An 18,173-nucleotide genomic window follows, 5' to 3' on the forward strand; every position below is an offset into this window, starting at 1 on the left:
AACAACAAAAAGCATATACAAGGGAAAAGCTTTCGGAAGAAAAAACGGGTGAACTATACGGCAAACGAAAAGTAGATGTTGAACCTGTTTTTGGATTTCTGAAGGCTAATTTGCGCTTCTCTCGAATGTCTGTTAGGGGCAAAGAGAAGGTGAAAAATGAATTAGGATTTGCGTTCATGGCGGTGAATCTAAGAAAGTTCACCACCATGAACGCGAAAACAAGCTGGGCATATAACGAAACAAAGCAGAAAAAAGGCACCAAACCATACTTTTTATGGTTGGTGCCTTTTTTACGTTATTTTAGGCTAGTTATGTCCCAGCCTCGTTTCTTCTTATGAAGGGCTATATATTTAGTCCTATTTCTCTATTAAAAATACATTAAATTAATGAGATAATTATTCTGAAAAGTTAGAAACATTACATGAATTTTACTTAATTTTAAACTTATCTTTACGAAAACTTTTTAATATGGTTTTGATAAACAAAGGGATTGAATGAGTTTATAGTTTAAAAGATTAGTAAGGTATTTTATTAAGGGGATTGTTATGAAAACTCGGTATTTAAAGTGGCTATCGTTTTTAGGGATCTGGGTGTTTTTATTTTTTGGAATCGCTTCATTCACAGCTTTTGCTGAAGAAGATTTACCAACGACAGGATTTGAAGATCGCGATGGACAAGAGTGGACAACTTTTGAAGAGGAGCAAGAATTTCTAAGTGAAGTCGAGGAATTATCTGAACGTGTGACAGTTGAACAAATTGGTCAGTCGGTAGAGGGAAGACCTTTACATTTAATTAAGGTCGGATATCCTAGTCCCCCTTCGGATGAGGACATTGCTTCTGGAAGAAATATATTTATTATGGGAACTCAACATGGTAATGAGCCATCTGGTCGAGAGATGTCTTTAAAGATTATGAGAGATCTCGCTTTTACCGATGATCCGGAGATGCTGGAACTCATAAACAAATCGACTATTTTAATTGTGCCAACTGTTAATCCAGATGGGAGAGAAGCGGATCGACGGATTAGTTCGGATGGAGTTGACCTTAATCGTGATCAGATCACATTAAAAACTCCAGAGGGGCAAACCATTGCTAATGTAATGGATCAATATCAACCAGATTTAATCTTAGATGCACATGAGAGGGTTGAAGGGCCTAATATCTCGTTACTTGGCTCTACTAATCTAAATGTCTATGATGGACTCATTGAAATAAATAATGAATTAATTAATGATTATATGATGCCAGAAGTTGAAGCAAAAGGATTCACGGTTGGGCCATACCCAGGCGGAGGAGCCCCTCGTACGGTCAGGAATGTGACAGGGTTAAGGCATGGCATAGGTGTTCTAGTAGAAGCGACTTGGGTGGATGATTATATAACTAGAGTAGAAGGACAGATGGCTTCCGTAGAATCTGTTTTAAATTTTTATAACGAAAGATTCGATGAAATTGGACAAGTTGTAGAGGAGGCGAGAATTCATAAAGAGAATGTTGGTAGCAACCAATCTGAACCTTATTATTTAGAAGGAGACATAGATGAATATCCGCCAGAGTCTGACATATTAGACCCGCCTCCTTTTGGCTACTTAATTAATAATGATCAGGCTGAGAAAATTAGTACCCAAATTGACTTGTTCTCAATTCAAACTGAACAAGTTAGTGAAAATGGTGTATTTGTTCCAATGGGTCAACCCGTGATGACGGTTATTCCTTTTATTATGGATGAAAATTCAAATTATAGATTAATAGAAGGAAAAGCTTTATACGATCCGGATGTTGATCCAGGCTCCATCGATCCTCCTTTACCACCTGAATCCGTAGAGTTAAATACGGACTTCAGTCAAAACGAAGAAGGAGTACCTCCGAGTAATTGGTCAACATCATGGAGGGAGAGTAATTGGAAAGTCTTTCATAATCCATCACGTTTGCAACACTATGTAGATGAAGATGGGGGTCGCCGTGTTTTAACGTGGGATGATATTGGCGATGTTCGTGGAGACGTTGAAGTAGCCGGATTAGTAAGAGCTAGAGGCGGAAACAGTAGTGGTGATGCCGGTAATGAGAGTAGTTATTATTTAGATTTACGTGGGCAAGGGGCAGGATCGACGGCTAATCATGTCCGAATTAATCGTAATATTGATAGTCGATTCAAAGTTCTTGAAACAGAGCCACTACCGTTTACTGTGGAAGAAAACAGTTGGTATCATGTTGTGTTCCAGCGTGAAGGTGAAGTGTTACGTGGGAAAGTTTGGGCATATGGTGAAAGTGAGCCTGATCGTTGGTCAATTTCGGTTGAAGATCGTTTTATTGATTATGGAAAAGTCGGAGTAGGGCATGTTTCGAGTGGAATGTTAAATGAATGGGCTTATTTTAGTGTCGGTACAGCTAATGCTTCTGCTACAAGGGCACCAGAAGATCTTATACCTGATGTGGATAAGACATTGTTGCAAGCTCGTCTAATGGAAATAAATGAAGAAGAATTAGATTTATCTAACTTTACAGAAGAAAGTTGGAACTCTTTACAAGAAGCCATTCAACAAGCTGAGAATATTTTAGATGAACCAGAAGCTACGCAAGAAGACGTGGATGAAAGCTTAGATGCCTTAAATAATGCGTATTCTGGTCTAGTCAGTGCACCAGCACAATATCGAACTAATTTTTCTCATTATAATGTTGGTGGAGCTCCAGAAGATTGGACAAGTTATTGGAATGAGAGTCAATGGACTGTCTTAGATAATCCTTCAAGATTAGAACATGATGTCGCAAGCGGAGGACGTTCAGCATTAGCATGGGATCAAGTTGGAGAAGTCCGTGGCAAGGTTGAGGTAGCTGCGTTAGTTAAACCAACTGGTAGCGGTACAACTCTATTCCAACTACCTCTTCACATTTCGGGTTCTCAAGGTAGCGAAAATAGTTACTATTTAGATTTGAGAACGACAGGTTCGGTAAGAATTAATCGTAATTTAAATAGTAGTTTTAATGTATTACAAACATCACAAGTTCCATACACTGTAACAGACGATACATGGTATCATGCGGTATTACAGCGTGATGGAGATACTCTGCGTGGTAAGGTTTGGCCTTTCGGAGAACCTGAACCAGTAGAATGGCAGGTAGAAGTCGTAGATGATGTTCATAGCTTTGGTCGTGTTGGTCTGTCCCATGTTACGAGTTCTCGTATTAATGATTGGGCCTTTTTTGGAGTCGGCGTAGGTGGTCAAGAGGCTCCTCGTGCAACGGATTATATTTTTGAACCGGTTTCAGTTGATTATGTTGAGGAAAACATACTAACGTTTGTGGAATCAGGTGAATTAAAGGCGCCTTTAGATAAGCTGTTATTGAAGCGTTTAGAGCAAGCTAGCCGTCAATATGAAAAGGATCACGTAGACCAAGCAATTAAGAAATTAGAAGACTTATTGAAACACCTTAATGATGAGGATCTGCAGGATTATGTTGATTCAAATGCAAAAAGTGAAATAGACATGATGGTCAATGAATTAATATTTAGATGGGAAAAAAATTAATAGAAAAAAGCTTTTGCGGCTTCTACGCAAAAGCTTTTTTTTGTTTATATAATCCCTTGTACGCGAAGGATGATTTCTGCAATCAAAGCAGAGCCTAGGAATGTACCGAGTAGCACAAATGATGCGACGATGATTGTACGCCACCCTAGTTTAGCAAAATCTGCCCACGATCGACCGATTGAAATACCTGCATATGCGAGAATGGGTGTTGTCGTTGCGAGAAGTTCAATTTGTGAGGTCCATTCAACTATTCGTTCGGAACCTGGCATCCATGGCATAGAGATCAAGATTCCGATAATCGCAACGTAAGCAACCGTTGGTAGATTAATGGGAAGCATTTTTTGTATAACTAATCCAAGTAAGGCTATGCCGATTAATACTATCATACCGGGAATGGCACTTAATGGAACGATTTCGTAGTTTAACCAATTTCCTAATAAAATTAGTATGCCAAAGATTGATAATAGTAGAATCCACTCTTGTATGTTTTTTAACATATTAAGCTTCCTCCTTATGACGGCGTCGAGTTATGATTTGGTAGAGTTTTTCCGTTAATGGTAGACCAATAAAAATACTCATATAAAGTCCTGTTGATAAGGAGAGCAAGTTACTGGCCCCTGCGAATGCGATAATGTCGGTTTCAAAGTTAGGAAAAGCTGCTATTAATGATCCGCTAGCTGCTGCCATCATACTACTACTTCCAATTCCAGATGCCATGGCAAAAGAGAGAGGGTGAAGTGGGGTGATGGTCGCTAAAAAGCCAGATATGAGCCCCATAAAGATAGCTCCAAAAACTGTTCCGAATATGTAGACAGCCATAACACCTCGTCCTTCTGGAGAATTAAAGCCAAATTTATCTACAATTAAACCAACGTTTGGTTCACGCGCAACCGAGTGGGTCATTCCGATTGCTTCCCTTTTGAGACCTAAATATATAGCAATGGGTAAGGCAAAAAGAATGGTTGCTAGGTTTCCGAATTCTTGAAGAAGTAAGGCAGGTCCTGCTGCGATGATTTGGGGTAATGACGGTCCGATCACAACTCCAATTTTAGCGATAAGTAATAGTACACCTAAAACGATTAATGGTTCGGCATGTTTGGCTTGTTTTTCTTTGATTGCTGGTGTGAAGTATAGAATGATTCCGATAATAATCGCATATAACATTGGTAATAACACGACAACACCAGGTCCTACTGCAAATTCATAGTTTCCGATTAGTTCGGTTATCACCACCACTGCCAATACAATGGTGTGAAGCCGCCAATCTTTCCAAAGTCCTTTGACATCAACCATCTATCATTTCCTCCTTTAGTCTATTAAAATTTTAATTGCTATTATAATAGATTTTTGTAGTAAAAGTCGAGGGTATAATTTCCTGTGAAGTATTTGAATGAAATAAAAAAGAGCCACCCCAATACTGGGATAGCCCTATGATACCTTATATGACTCCATTAAATTGTTCCAAAGTATTGCTTAGGAAAATTCTAAACATAATATAGATAATGATGGCCGTTATGAAGTAGCTTCCTAGGGTGAGATACACATATTGATTTGAGTTATTTTTGCTTAAATGATGAAAGCTTAATAGAATAGGAGCAATCGCTATAAATGCACTAATACTCGCTAATAATAGTGTAGTTGTCAATCCAACGGCACCAATTAGGCCTGATAAAATAGTTAAAACCGAGATTGCAGTAAACGGAACTGAGAGCGCCCCATACTGTGCCAAAATACGTTTAAACGTCAATTCAACTTTACCGAATTTGAAGATAATCGTTAAAGAGGCCAATCCTGCGAGCAAGATTAAGATTGACGTTATTAGGAATCTAAAGAATACTTCAAAAAATGGTAGTGATGATTCTGCCATAAAACTACCAAACGCCTGTTTATAAATACCATTTAGTAAAAAGTAAGACCCTAGAGAAACGGCAATAGATAAAATGATGAGAGTCATGATTCCGTTAATAAAGGAACTATCAGGTTGTTTTAAGCTCACGTTTGGATTTTTGAGAATCGTTACGAAATAGTCCATATAATTTTTCAGGTGATATTTAACGTTTTCGGCCTGACTACCTTTTGTGGTGTTGGTACTAGTGGTTGCTGCGACTTCTTCATCGCTATTATGTACCTGCTCGGTAAAGCTATTCCCACAGTTTTCGCAAAAATTTCCTCCATCTTGTTGATGTTGACAATGGTTACAAATTAACAAAAAAATCCCTCCTTTTTTATTGATGAAATAATGCTTATGTAAATTGTACCAAATAATCGAATTATTGGAAGCGATATCGAGTATTTTGTCGAATAACTACCAATAAAAGCTCATAAATTTTTTAAAAGCCCCCATAAAATTTAATTTTTGTCACGTTCGACATAATTAACGTCTCATATCTTTTCGTAAATGTCCCATTAATCCGAAAAAAAGTCCCATAAATTCATTTGATGAGTAGTTCTTTTAATAATTTTCGATAAAATTAGACAAATCAAAAAGTAACCACTATAATATAAAACAATAACGGAATAATTATGGAAAAATTCCATAAATATAGACAGAGGTGTTTTGAAATGTCAGACGTAGAAAAAATTGTCGAAGAGGTTATTCAATTTCGACGGGATCTTCACCGCAATCCCGAATTAAGTGGTGAGGAATATCGAACGTCGCAGAAGATCCAAGAGAAATTAGATGAATATGGTATCCAATATAAAGCTGGTTTTGCTAAAACGGGTGTGCTTGGTGTCATTAAAGGAAGTAAACCAGGCAAAACGGTTGCGCTTCGTGCTGATATTGATGCCCTTCCTATTATGGAGAAGACAGATGAACCGTTCAAATCTGAGGTTGATGGGAAGATGCATGCGTGTGGACACGATGCTCATACGGCTATGTTACTAGGTGTGGCACGTCATTTACAAAATAGATTAGATGAAATCGAAGGGACCGTCTTGTTAATTTTTCAGCCGGCGGAGGAGGATTCGCCAAAAGGTGGCTCGCAAACCATGATGGATGAAGGTGTGTTTGATGAATATACGCCAGACGTCTTAGTAGCCCAACATGTGTGGCCGAGTTTACCAGTTGGACAATTTGGTGTTTTGCCAGGTCCGATGATGGGGAATTCGGACCGTTTTAAAATCACTATTAAAGGTTCTGGCGGTCACGCCTCGATGCCCCATGACACGATTGATGCAATCGTTGTGGCCAACCAAGTAATAACAGCGCTTCAAACGATCGTCAGTCGTAATGCGAATCCATTTGATCCAGCGGTGATTACGGTTGGAAAAATTGAAGGTGGTTATCGTTATAACGTGGTTGCAGATGAAGTGACACTTGAAGGAACGATTCGTACCCAATCTCATGACATGAAAGATAAGGTGAAACGCAGATTCTTTGAGGTTGTCAATGGAGTTTCTGAGTCCATGAATGCGGAAGCTGAAATTGATTATTTTGACGGTTATCCGGCTACAGTTAATTCCGAGCGATGGGCTGAACGGGTTAAACAGACCGTTATTAACATGCATGGTGAAGAAGCGGCGCCATCTGTGACTCCAAGCCTTGGTGGAGAAGATTTCGGTCGATTTTTACTTAAGTACCCAGGTGTTTATTACTGGTTAGGGACATCGATTGGTGAAGGGCAGAAACCACTACATGATCCGAATTTTAAACTGAATGAAGATGCGATTCCTTATGGTGTCACTACGATGGCGCAAGTGGCGATTGATACGCTTAAAGATTTAAAAGGGGATGATTAGATGGATCATTCAGCTTTTTTAAAGTCATTGGAAGGTTATTTGGTAGAAAAACGTCGAGAGTTTCACCGTTACCCAGAAGTGGGGTTTACGGAATATGTGACGACACATCGAATTGTTGAAGAGCTAAAAGATTTAGATTTTACGCTAACAGTCGGAAAAGATGCTCTGGTGTCTGAGGAACGATATGGGGTTCCAAGCGCTGAAGTGTTATCAGAGGCGGAGGAACGTGCGGCATCATTCGGTGTTCCTTCTAACCTATTAGATCAAATGCGTGGTGGCAATACAGGGGTCGTGGCCGTTCTGGATACGGGTAATCCTGGTCCTCATGTTGCGATGCGCTTTGATATTGATGCACTTCCAATTTTGGAAAGTGATGAGGATAACCATGTCCCGACTAAAGAAGGTTTTAAATCTGAACGCCCTGGTGAAATGCATGCTTGTGGTCATGATGGGCATACGGCAATTGGTTTAGGTGTAGCGAAATATTTACATCAATTTAAAGAAGAGTTAAAAGGGACATTCACTTTGTTATTCCAACCGGCAGAAGAGGGAGGCCGTGGTGCCAAAGCTATGGTTGCAAAAGGTTGGCTAGATGATGTTGATTACTTTTTAAGTGGGCATCTAGGAATCGGTGAACATGAAGCTGGCATGGTAGCTGCAACCACGTCACGTTTTTTAGCTAGTGCGAAACTGAATGTTCATTTTAAAGGTAAATCGGCTCATGCCGGAGTTGAACCGAATGTTGGTAGAAATGCTTTGTTAGCGGCAGCATCTGCTAGTTTACACCTTCATAACATCCCACGACATAAAGATGGTGCGACAAGGGTGAATGTAGGTCGTTTAGTAGCTGGCAGTGGTCGTAATGTGATTGCTGATACAGCTTTTATGGAGATGGAGACTCGTGGCGAGACGACGGAACTTAATGAATATATGCAAACAGAAGCAAAAAGAATCATTCAAGCTAGTGGTGATTTATATAATGTAGAAACTGATATTGAGTTTATGGGTGAAGCATTGAATGGGAATTGTGATCCGGAATTTATCGACTGGGTTAAAAAGGCGAATGAACATAACCCTTATGTAAAAGAGGTTTATGACGTACAAGAATTAGGGGCATCAGAAGACGTGACGTTTATGATGAAGCGTGTACAAGAAAGAGGCGGAAAAGCAACCTTTATGGTTTTCCCAAGCCCATTACCAGCAGGGCATCACCATCCTAAATTTGATGTCGATGAGTATTCGTTAATAACAGCTGTTTCGACATTTATAAACATCATAAGGTTTTTGTAATGAATAGGAGTCGATTTTGATGAACAAATGGGTTGAAGATTTTTTACAAAAGTTAAATTTAGTTGATGATATGGACCAGCCAGAAGGGTTTTCTCGCTTAGGATATTCGGATCTTGAAACCGAATCCATTGATGTGTTCAAGGCAGAAGCTGAGCGATTAGGCTTAACGGTTCGAGAAGATCAAGCCGGGAATGTAATGGCACGATGGGAAGGAACAGATGAACACCTGCCGATTGTGTCATCTGGTTCCCACGTGGATACAGTGAATAACGGTGGAGGTTATGACGGTGTTGCAGGTGTGCTGTGTGCGTTAGGTGCCGTTAAATATTTAAAAGATGAAGGATTCACTCCTAAACATCCCGTTGAAGTCATCGTGTTTCGCTCTGAGGAATCTGCGAGATTCGGAATATCTACGATCGGCAGTAAGTCGATGACAGGATTACTAGATTTAGATATTGGTTCGGTTAAGGATGCTGAAGGAACGACCATTCAAGAAGCTGTTGAATCTTGTGGTTATGAATGGAATAAAATTAAACAAGCTGAAAGAGCTAAAAGTGAGCTTAAAAGCTTCTTAGAACTCCATATCGAACAAGGGACTCACATTGAAGATCATCAAAAAGATTTTGGAGTTGTAAGAGGAATCGCCACACCGATTAGATTATTGATTAAGGCAATCGGTCAAGCGGGTCACACAGGCACGACACCGATGCATAAGAGAAAAGATGCGTTTGTGGCCATAGCACCATTAGTCTCTTTTGTGAATGAGTATACGACCAAGCTTAATGAAGAACAGGATACGCCAGTTGTGGCGACCGTTAGTACGGCATCGGTTAACCCGAACGCTATGAATGTAATTCCAGGAGAAGTTGAGCTTGGGATCGATATACGAAGCGTGGATAATTCATTAAAAGAACGCGTAAAAACCGTGATTCAAGAAAAATGTACAGAATTAGGACAACGGTTTGGTGTTGAAATTGAGGTTGAAGAATTAGTCAATAATGATTCCGTTTTATTAGATGAATCATTACAAGAAAAATTAGTCAGTATGGGGCACACATTAGGTTATGAACCGCATTTGATGGACAGTGGCGCTGGTCATGACGTGATGAACATGGCAACACGTTGGCCGTCAGGGCTTATCTTCATTCCTTGTCAAGATGGGTTAAGTCATCACCCCGCCGAGCATGCCACCATTGATGATTTAGTCAAAGGGGTCCATTTGATCTCACAATATTATAAGCAAGAAGCAGGTGAGTAGTTGTGCGTAAGGTTCGAATCGGAGTCATTGGACCTGAGGATTCGGTCAAACAAACATTAAAAATTTCAGATTCTTATAAAGATTTGTACGTTAAAGCATTTCCGTATGATACGACAGAAATGACTAGAGAAATTATCAAAGAACACGGACAATCCATAGATCAGTGGATGTTTTCAGGACCTGTACCTTATGATTTCGCAATCAAAGAAGGACTCATACGACATGATCAAGGAACTTATGCGACTTTGCATGGGTCAAGCTTATTAAGTGTTTTACTCTATATCAGTTTAAAAAATGAGGACAATATTCGTTCTGCCAGTTTAGATTCAATTGAACAAGATCAACTAGATTCTATTCGTTCTGAAGGGATTAACCATATTACATTTCATCGATATGAAGCTAACGGTTATGTTCCAAAGGAAAAATTAATCGACTTTCATATAAAGAAATATGAGAGCGGGGAAGTCGATGTAGCGATCACAGCCATTCATTCAGTCTACCAAGCCCTTTTAGAGTATGGGCTTCCGGTGTATCGGATCAAACCTTCTGAACTATCGGTTAGACTGGCATTTGATTATTTAAGGCAACGCGCTTATGCGATGTCATACCGAAAAAAACAATTTGTCATGGTTGGATTTGAGGTTTGTTATTCAACTGCGATTGAAGAAGGGTTTGTCCCATATAAAATTCAACATCAAGAGCTTGAAGTCAATCGTGTATTACTCAAGTTTTCGGAAAAGATCAATGGTTCATTCGCTAAAGTTGGTAGTGGTAAATATTTTATTTATACCACACGTGGTGACATTGAACTTTTTCAAGATGAACAATCGATTGAAGAATTAACTGAGCATATCTTTTCACAAAGTCAGTTGAATGTACGTGTTGGAATCGGTTATGGACATACAGTATTCGAAGCAGATGAACATGTGCATATGGCTTTTGATTATGCAAGGAATGATTGTCATCATCACATTATCTTAGTCAATGAAGATAAGGAGGTGGTTGAGCTTCGCGACTCGTCTAAAACGACTTATGGACAACGTTTCTCAGCGGAAAATTGGGAAGAGAAGTATAGCGATTTAGGCATTAGTCCATCTCAGCTTTCGCGAATATATTCCTTATCGAAACATTATGAAAAAGATGAAATGACAGCACAAGAGTTGGCTGTGTGGATACAAAGTACCGAGCGTAATGCTCGACGAATTTTAAACGAGTTAGAACGAAGTGGTCTTGCACAAATCGTTGGAGAGGAATCAGGTCAGCGTGGTCGACCGAAGAAAGTCTATCAATTGCAAGATCCGTTTTAAATTAACAAGGGGAGAGTGAGAACATGGAGAATCAAAACAAAGGTTTCTTAGGTGCTGTTGAGCGCTTAGGGAATAAGTTGCCCGATCCATTTTTTATATTTGTGTATTTAGCAGCCTTTGTCATGGTGATGTCTGCGATTGCTAATGCCTTTGGGGCTACAGTCGAGCATCCTGGCACAGGTGAACATTTAGAAATTAGAAGTCTATTATCTGGTGAAGGTCTACAATATATTACTGGGTCGATGCTAGATAACTTTACAGGTTTTGCCCCTTTAGGTTTAGTGTTAGCCATGATGCTTGGTATTGGTTTGGCGAACAAGGTTGGTTTATTAGAAACGGCCATTAAGAAGTCTATTTTAAACGCACCAAAATCTTTAATTACGTATGCGGTTATTTTTATTGGTATTCTTGGTAACATTGCTTCCGATGCCGCATTCGTATTAGTTCCACCATTAGCGGCAATGGTCTTCTATACAGTAGGCCGACATCCTTTAGCTGGTTTAGCAGCTGGTTTCGCGGGAACTGGTGCCGGTTTTACAGCAAACATTTTAATCGCTGGTACAGATGCGTTACTATCTGGTATATCAACTGAAGCAGCCAAAGCGGTTGATGATACAATCAACGTTACTCCGGTTGATAACTGGTATTTCATGATTGTTTCGGTTGTTATTTTATCGGTAGTAGGTGTCTTAATTACAGAAAAAATAATTGAACCTCGTCTAGGAACGTATAAAGGTGATGCAGCTGGAAAAGAGTTTGAAGAAGTAACGGCTGTTGAAACTCGTGGTCTACGTAATGCGGCTATTGCTGGTCTCGTCTATTTAGGGCTCGTTGCATTAGCAGTTGCTTGGCCAAATTCATCTCTACGTAATGAGGACGGTGGCATTATTCCATCTCCATTTTTAGATGGGATTGTCCCGATCGTCTTGTTGTTCTTCATTACGATTGGTGTTGCATATGGGGTGACAGTTAAAAAGATTACGTCACAAGGTGATATTCCAAAATACATGGCGGAATCCATGAAGGATATGTCGGGTTATATCGTATTAATTTTTGCTGCAGCTCAGTTTATTAACTATTTTAACTGGAGTCACTTAGGAACTTGGGTTGCAGTTAATAGTGCTGAGTTTTTAACCAGTATTGATATGACTGGGCTTCCAGTTATCATCGGTTTTGTGCTATTAACAGCGTTATTAAATATGATTGTATTTAGTGGTTCAGCACAATGGGCATTAGAAGCCCCAATCTTCATCCCAATGTTTATGCTATTAAACTATGATCCAGCGTTTATCCAAGCTGCGTATCGTATTGCTGATTCATCTACAAACATTATTACGCCGCTAAACCCTTACATTTTAATCGTTCTTGCGTTTATGCGAGAATACGATAAAAAGGCAGGAATGGGTACACTTATTTCACTCATGCTGCCGTATAGCTTAATTTTCTTAAGCATTTGGATCGTCTTACTGATCATCTTCTTTGTAACCGGAATTCCATTCGGTCCTGGAGTCGGTGTCTATTTAAATTAAGTTGAAAAAATCCAGTCGTGAATCGCGACTGGATTTTTTAGTATGAAGTGAAAATTATTCGTTATGACTCGATTTTTCTTTAGTATGAACTTGAAAAAGTTTAGTATGAAATCAAAAAACTTCATTATGATGCTAGATTTATTGATTTAAAAGTTACGGAGCACTAATTATAAAAGGAGACTGGGACAAAAGATAAATAGGTCAATAAAATCCGAACGAAAATAGAGTTAGCGTAGTCAAAATGCGAGACTCCAGCAGGAACAGCACGAACTGTAAATCACGCCAAACGAACGGATGTGAGTTTGGGGAAGTTGAAGCCGTGCCCGCGGAAAGCGAAGCATTTTGACGTAGCTACCATAAAGAAGGCGAACCTTGGATGTTTAATACAGTCTAATGTTCGCCTTCTTTTATTTAATCATTATTTTTGTCTCAGCCTCCTTGTCATAATTAAGCCTTTAGCCGTTGATTTGATCTTCTAGTCTGCCAAACGGTGAATAGGATTGAAATCACGGTTAAGACTAAAAAAGTAACGGATATGGGTCTAGTTAAAAATAAGGTCCAGTCTGGGTTGGTCATGAGAGCACGGCGTAAGTTGACTTCAACAATGGGACCTAGGATGACGCCGATAATGACAGGTGCTAATGCGAATTTGAATTTAGTAAATAGATATCCAATGACTCCCATAGCAAATAAAATATATAAATCTGTGACACGGTTGTTTAAGACGAATGCTCCGATCACACATAGTACTAGAATAATAGGTACGAGTAAGTGTGTTGGAACTTGAGTGACTTTTACAAAATATCGCATTCCGATAAATTGAGTGATCAGCATTCCGAATGAAGCGATGAAGAAGGCGACAAAGATTCCTCCAACAATGCCTGGTTCATCAACAATTAAAAGGGGGCCAGGAGTAATACCATGTACCATTAAGGCGGATAGTAAAACGGCTGTTACCGCTGAACCGGGGATCCCTAAAGCCACGGTTGGAATCAAGTCACCTCCGACTGTAGAGTTGTTTCCGGCTTCAGAGGCTACAACACCTTCTTCGCAACCAGTTCCAAACTTCTTCGGATCTTTGGACCATTTTTTGGCTTGGTCATAGGCGATAATATTGGCGATACTTCCGCCAGCACCAGGAATGGCACCGATGATGGAGCCTATTACAGATGAACCGACTAGTGTTCCAGGTTTTCTTAAAACGGTTTTTAATGTTTGGATAGGTTTTAAGACGAAACTGACCTCAGTCGCATTTTCTTTCTGTTTTTCTTCAAAACTTTTTTGTCTTTCTGTACGTTCCAATGACGTCATGAGACGGGATATGGCAAACATCCCAATTAATACAACTAAAAATGGAATCCCTGCTCGTAAAACGTTTAAATCAAAGGTGAATCGGGCAAACCCCATAATTGGATCAGCGCCAATGGTTGAGATCAGTAATCCGAAAAGACCCGCAATCAGTCCTTTTAAAATAGATTCTCCTGTAACACTAGCAATGATCGTTAAAGCTAGACAGATTAACGCAAACATTTCCCATGGTCCAAACTTTAACGCTAATTGTGAGATTTGCGGGGCGATAGTGACTAGTATAAATAAACTAATAATCGAACTTAGAAAAGATGCCCAAATTCCGATGGACAATGCTTTACCTGGTTTTCCGTTTTTCGCCATAGGGTAAGCATCAAAGGTTGTGGCAACAGAGGAAGGTGTGCCCGGTATACCAAGAAGGGCGGCACTAATTAATCCTCCAGACATCCCTCCTACAAAAACACCAATCATCGCGGCAATTCCGGTAACGGGATCCATGCCGAACGTAAGAGGGAGGGTTAATACAATGGCCATGGCGACAGTAAATCCAGGAATTAACCCTGCAATCACGCCAAAGATGACACCGACAAAAATAATTAATAATATATCAAATCTAAAAATCTCACCGAATCCTAAATATAATAAATCAAACATCTTGCACCCTCCTCTTAGAAGAACAACCCTGTTGGAAATCTGACTTTAAGTATTTCTTGAAAAAACATATATAGACCGACAGTTAAAATGACGGCGATGCTCGAAATCAAGATGATGTCTTTTTTAGTTTTAGGTCCTATGATTAAGGCCGTTACAATCATAAATGCGATTGAAGATATAATAAAACCGATAACTTGAACGAGCACAATATAGATAAATAAAACGCTGAGAATCAATAACACAAGCTTATGTTCTTGATAGAGATCGATAAGCGCTTTTTTAATTGATTTTGGAGATTCGTCCTGAGCTTGTCGTTCTTTAATGAGTTTAATAGTTTTGGTTAAAACTAGTAATAATGAGAGTATACCTAGTAAAATAGCAATAATTTGTGGAAACGATCCTGCATCGAGCTGTGATTCATTCATCGATGGTAGATCGTCACTATGTGTATAAATTAATAGGGACAAAAGGATCAGTAGGAGTCCCATAATAATCTCACCCAATGTTGTCGCCTCCTTATGAAATGGATAATAGAGGGACAAGGCTGCCCCTCTATTTAAGAGAATTACTCATCTGATAGATTAGATATGACTTCATTAATTAGCTCATCTTGGTTATCTAAGTATTCCTTATATTCATCTGTGCCCATGAAGTTTACCGAAGCGCCAACATCTTCAACTGCTTGAATATAATCTTCGTCATTAGCAGTTTCTTCGAGTGCTTGTTCTAATTTCTCAATGATTTCTTCAGGTGTACCTTCTGGAGCTACGTAACCACGATTAATCCCCATTGTAAGGTCGTAACCCTTTTCAACAAGTGTTGGTAAATCAGGTGTACGTTCAACTCTTTCCTCTGTACCGATTGCGAGGAAATTCATTTCTCCAGCTTCTACAAAATCAATAGCAGATGGATAATCGACAATGGCAGCATCGATATGTCCTCCTGCCAATGCTTGGATGGCTTCCGCGATGCCTTCATAACCGACTAAGTTATAATTAATATCTAATTCAGAACCAATTTGTTCAACCCAAACTCTTGGAATTCCTGCCACGGTACCACCAAACTGGATTTCATTTTCTTGTCCATATTCAACAAACTCTTCTAACGTTTCGACTCCCATATCACTCGAGACGGCCAGAATTTGGTCTGATGAAGACATGGACGCAATTGGTTCAAAGCTATCATAGTTAATTTGAGTGACGTCTGAGTGATGCGCTACTAAAAGTCCTTCGTGTATTTGGCCGATATTGTATCCGTCAGCTTCTTTATCACTCAATTCCTCTAATCCAACTGTTCCGCCGACACCTGGTACATTGACAGGAACAATGTCTGTATCGAGTTGATTAGATGCGTGATCTGCCACTAATCGTCCCTCAATATCACTTCCACCACCAGGTGACCATGGAATTGTCATTTCTACTTCCTGTGAGGGAAAATCCTCAACTGATTCTCCATTTCCCCCGCAAGCAACTAATGTCATAGTTGCTACCATAAGTCCTAAAGTTATTAAACGCTTATACTTCCTCATATTTCTCGCTCCTTTATCATTTTTATGTGGTAAAGGTTTTCTTACAATTTAGACTGTTTAAAACATTATAATAGACTTACAATTGGTCGTCAATGCGATTTTTAACTTTCTTTTAGATTAATTAAATATATGATTTATTTCATTTTGTTATAAATATATATAAAAACGCTAACAACTATGTTTTTCGAAAAAACTGTTCATAACTGTCAATACTGGGATTGAAGATGATGTTATCAAAGAGTTATTCATAATATAAATATATTTACATAATGATTAATAATATTGATTTAATTTATTTTTTTGTAAATAATCTGATGATTTTAATTACTTTATGTGATATTATGTTTTACAATTCAAAAAAATGAACAAAAGGGGAGATCAATCACATGATTCAATATGACTCAATGTATTACCCGTATGCCTCTAAGAGAAATGCCGTGTATGGGCAAAAAGGTATGGTCGCAACTTCTCAGCCATTAGCTGCTGAAGCGGGATTAGAGATCTTAAAAAAGGGTGGTAATGCCATTGATGCTGCTATTGCTACAGCTGCTGCCTTAACGGTAGTCGAGCCGACATCAAATGGAATTGGTTCGGATTCTTTTGCTTTAGTTTGGGTAGATGGAAAGTTGCATGGGCTAAACGCAAGCGGTTATGCACCACACAATATTTCCATTGAAAAATTAAAAGAGAAAGGTTACGAGGAAATGCCAACTTTCGGTAAGGTTCCTGTCACAGTTCCTGGAACACCAAAGGGATGGGCGGAGTTATCCGATCGTTTTGGGAAATTGCCTTTTAAAGATTTATTTGAACCAGCCATTCGTTATGCAGAGGAAGGTTACCCAGTTTCACCTACACTGGGCTATCACTGGAAGAGTGCCTACAAGAAATTTAAGAGTCTTTTTAACGATGAGATTTTTGAAGAATGGTTTAACGTTTTTGCACCAAATGGTCGTGCGCCAGAAATTGGTGAGGTTTGGTCGTCGCCTGGGCATGCACGTGCTTTAAAAGAAATTGCTGAGACTAAAGCGGACTCTTTTTACACTGGACAGTTAGCTGAAGAGATTGATGCTCTATTCAAAAAACATGACGGCTATTTAAGCATAGAAGATCTATCAAACTATGAACCAAAATGGGTGGATCCCATAAAAGCTAACTATCGTGGTTATGATGTTTGGGAGATTCCTCCTAATGGGCAAGGGATTATTGCTCTTATGGCTCTTAATATCCTAAAAGGGTTTGATTTTAAAGAAAAGGATAGTGTAGAAACATATCATAAACAAATCGAAGCGATGAAACTTGCTTTTACAGATGGTTTAGAATACATCACTCAACAGGACAAAATGGATGTATCAGCTGATAATCTTTTAGCTGAGAAATATGCAGATGAGCGTCGTCAGTTAATAGGAGATGAAGCGATAGATCCGAAACCTGGTAAACCTCAACGTGGTGGAACGGTTTATTTATCTGCAGCTGACGGTGAAGGGAACATGATTTCTTATATTCAGAGTAATTATATGGGCTTCGGTTCAGGAGTGGTGGTACCGAATACAGGCATTGCCTTACAAAACCGTGGTCACACATTCTCGCTTAACCCAGAACATGTCAACTCGCTTGAGCCTGGTAAACAGACTTATCATACGATTATTCCTGGATTCTTGTCTAAGGACGGAGAGCCAGTCGGTCCTTTTGGGGTCATGGGTGGTTTTATGCAGCCGCAGGGCCATGCTCAAGTTGTAATGAACATGGTAGATTTCCAGCTGAATCCGCAAGCTGCATTAGATGCTCCTCGTTGGCAGTGGATGAAAGGAAAAACGGTAAAGGTTGACCCATCATTCCCAGAGCATTTGGCTCAAGCCCTACAACGAAAAGGACATTTAATTGAACGAAGCTTATATCATCATGAGTTTGGTCGTGGACAGATTATTGTGCGTGATTCTGAAACAGGTGTCTTATGTGGTGGCACAGAGCCAAGAACAGATGGTCACGTGGCAGTATGGTAGATAAGAAAAGCTTCCTTGCCATCTAGCAAGGAAG

14 protein-coding genes are annotated in these 18,173 nt (G+C 39.4%); 8 read left to right on the forward strand and 6 right to left on the reverse strand.

Annotation, left to right across the window (positions count from 1 at the left end; genetic code table 11):
- Together BMY57_RS16285 and BMY57_RS09710 are read left to right on the forward strand one after the other, a co-directional pair.
- Nucleotides 1-338 (forward strand): transposase (locus BMY57_RS16285; RefSeq protein ID WP_256205288.1); only part of this gene is annotated, 338 nt, incomplete at its 5' end.
- A 207-nt stretch (nucleotides 339-545) separates the two neighbouring features.
- Nucleotides 546-3,524 carry a M14 family zinc carboxypeptidase gene (locus BMY57_RS09710; protein ID WP_091773825.1) on the forward strand — a complete coding sequence of 993 codons (2,979 nt, stop codon included), beginning with the start codon at nucleotides 546-548 and terminating at the stop codon, nucleotides 3,522-3,524.
- Between the two features lie 44 nt (nucleotides 3,525-3,568).
- Here BMY57_RS09710 and BMY57_RS09715 read toward each other — a convergent pair whose 3' ends face one another.
- The 3 genes from BMY57_RS09715 to BMY57_RS09725 form a co-directional block, all read right to left on the reverse strand.
- The gene (locus BMY57_RS09715; protein ID WP_091773826.1) at nucleotides 3,569-4,021 is read right to left on the reverse strand and encodes a hypothetical protein; all 453 of its coding nucleotides are present in this window, start codon (nucleotides 4,019-4,021) and stop codon (nucleotides 3,569-3,571) included.
- Between the two features lies 1 nt (nucleotide 4,022).
- On the reverse strand, nucleotides 4,023-4,817 hold the full coding sequence (locus BMY57_RS09720; RefSeq protein WP_091773827.1) for a DUF3100 domain-containing protein: 795 nt from the start codon (nucleotides 4,815-4,817) through the stop codon (nucleotides 4,023-4,025).
- Between the two features lie 145 nt (nucleotides 4,818-4,962).
- Nucleotides 4,963-5,733, reverse strand: a complete 771-nt coding sequence (locus BMY57_RS09725; protein WP_091773828.1) for a DUF6574 domain-containing protein — start codon at nucleotides 5,731-5,733, stop codon at nucleotides 4,963-4,965.
- Between the two features lie 353 nt (nucleotides 5,734-6,086).
- On the opposite strand from BMY57_RS09725, the gene BMY57_RS09730 reads away from it, so the two are divergent.
- From BMY57_RS09730 to BMY57_RS09750, 5 genes are read left to right on the forward strand one after another with little or no spacing between them, the layout of a single operon-like run.
- Nucleotides 6,087-7,265, forward strand: coding sequence for a M20 metallopeptidase family protein (locus tag BMY57_RS09730; protein WP_091773829.1), 1,179 nt, complete (start codon nucleotides 6,087-6,089; stop codon nucleotides 7,263-7,265).
- On the forward strand, nucleotides 7,266-8,555 hold the full coding sequence (locus tag BMY57_RS09735; protein WP_091773830.1) for an amidohydrolase: 1,290 nt from the start codon (nucleotides 7,266-7,268) through the stop codon (nucleotides 8,553-8,555).
- Between the two features lie 19 nt (nucleotides 8,556-8,574).
- Nucleotides 8,575-9,813, forward strand: coding sequence for a M20 family metallo-hydrolase (locus tag BMY57_RS09740; protein ID WP_091773831.1), 1,239 nt, complete (start codon nucleotides 8,575-8,577; stop codon nucleotides 9,811-9,813).
- A 2-nt stretch (nucleotides 9,814-9,815) separates the two neighbouring features.
- A complete protein-coding gene (locus BMY57_RS09745) occupies nucleotides 9,816-11,120 on the forward strand; it encodes a helix-turn-helix domain-containing protein (RefSeq protein ID WP_091773832.1) in 1,305 nt (434 codons plus the stop codon).
- Nucleotides 11,121-11,143: 23 nt separating this feature from the next.
- Entirely contained in the window at nucleotides 11,144-12,649 is a 1,506-nt protein-coding gene (locus BMY57_RS09750; RefSeq protein ID WP_091773833.1) for an AbgT family transporter, read from the forward strand.
- A gap of 447 nt (nucleotides 12,650-13,096) precedes the next feature.
- Here BMY57_RS09750 and BMY57_RS09755 read toward each other — a convergent pair whose 3' ends face one another.
- From BMY57_RS09755 to BMY57_RS09765, 3 genes are all read right to left on the reverse strand, one after another.
- Nucleotides 13,097-14,611 (reverse strand): tripartite tricarboxylate transporter permease, encoded by a 1,515-nt coding sequence (locus BMY57_RS09755; RefSeq protein WP_091773834.1) that lies wholly within the window; start codon nucleotides 14,609-14,611, stop codon nucleotides 13,097-13,099.
- 14 nt (nucleotides 14,612-14,625) lie between these two features.
- Entirely contained in the window at nucleotides 14,626-15,114 is a 489-nt protein-coding gene (locus BMY57_RS09760; protein WP_091773835.1) for a tripartite tricarboxylate transporter TctB family protein, read from the reverse strand.
- 62 nt (nucleotides 15,115-15,176) lie between these two features.
- Nucleotides 15,177-16,139, reverse strand: a complete 963-nt coding sequence (locus BMY57_RS09765) for a Bug family tripartite tricarboxylate transporter substrate binding protein (RefSeq protein ID WP_091773836.1) — start codon at nucleotides 16,137-16,139, stop codon at nucleotides 15,177-15,179.
- Between the two features lie 386 nt (nucleotides 16,140-16,525).
- Here BMY57_RS09765 and ggt point away from each other — a divergent pair, with 386 nt between their 5' ends.
- Nucleotides 16,526-18,139: a gamma-glutamyltransferase gene (gene ggt / locus BMY57_RS09770; protein ID WP_091773837.1), complete on the forward strand. Its 1,614-nt coding sequence runs from the start codon at nucleotides 16,526-16,528 to the stop codon at nucleotides 18,137-18,139.
- The last annotated feature ends 34 nt before the right edge of the window (nucleotides 18,140-18,173 follow it).

It is taken from the genome of Piscibacillus halophilus, assembly GCF_900110685.1.
In the GTDB taxonomy this organism is placed as follows: domain Bacteria; phylum Bacillota; class Bacilli; order Bacillales; family Alkalibacillaceae; genus Piscibacillus; species Piscibacillus halophilus.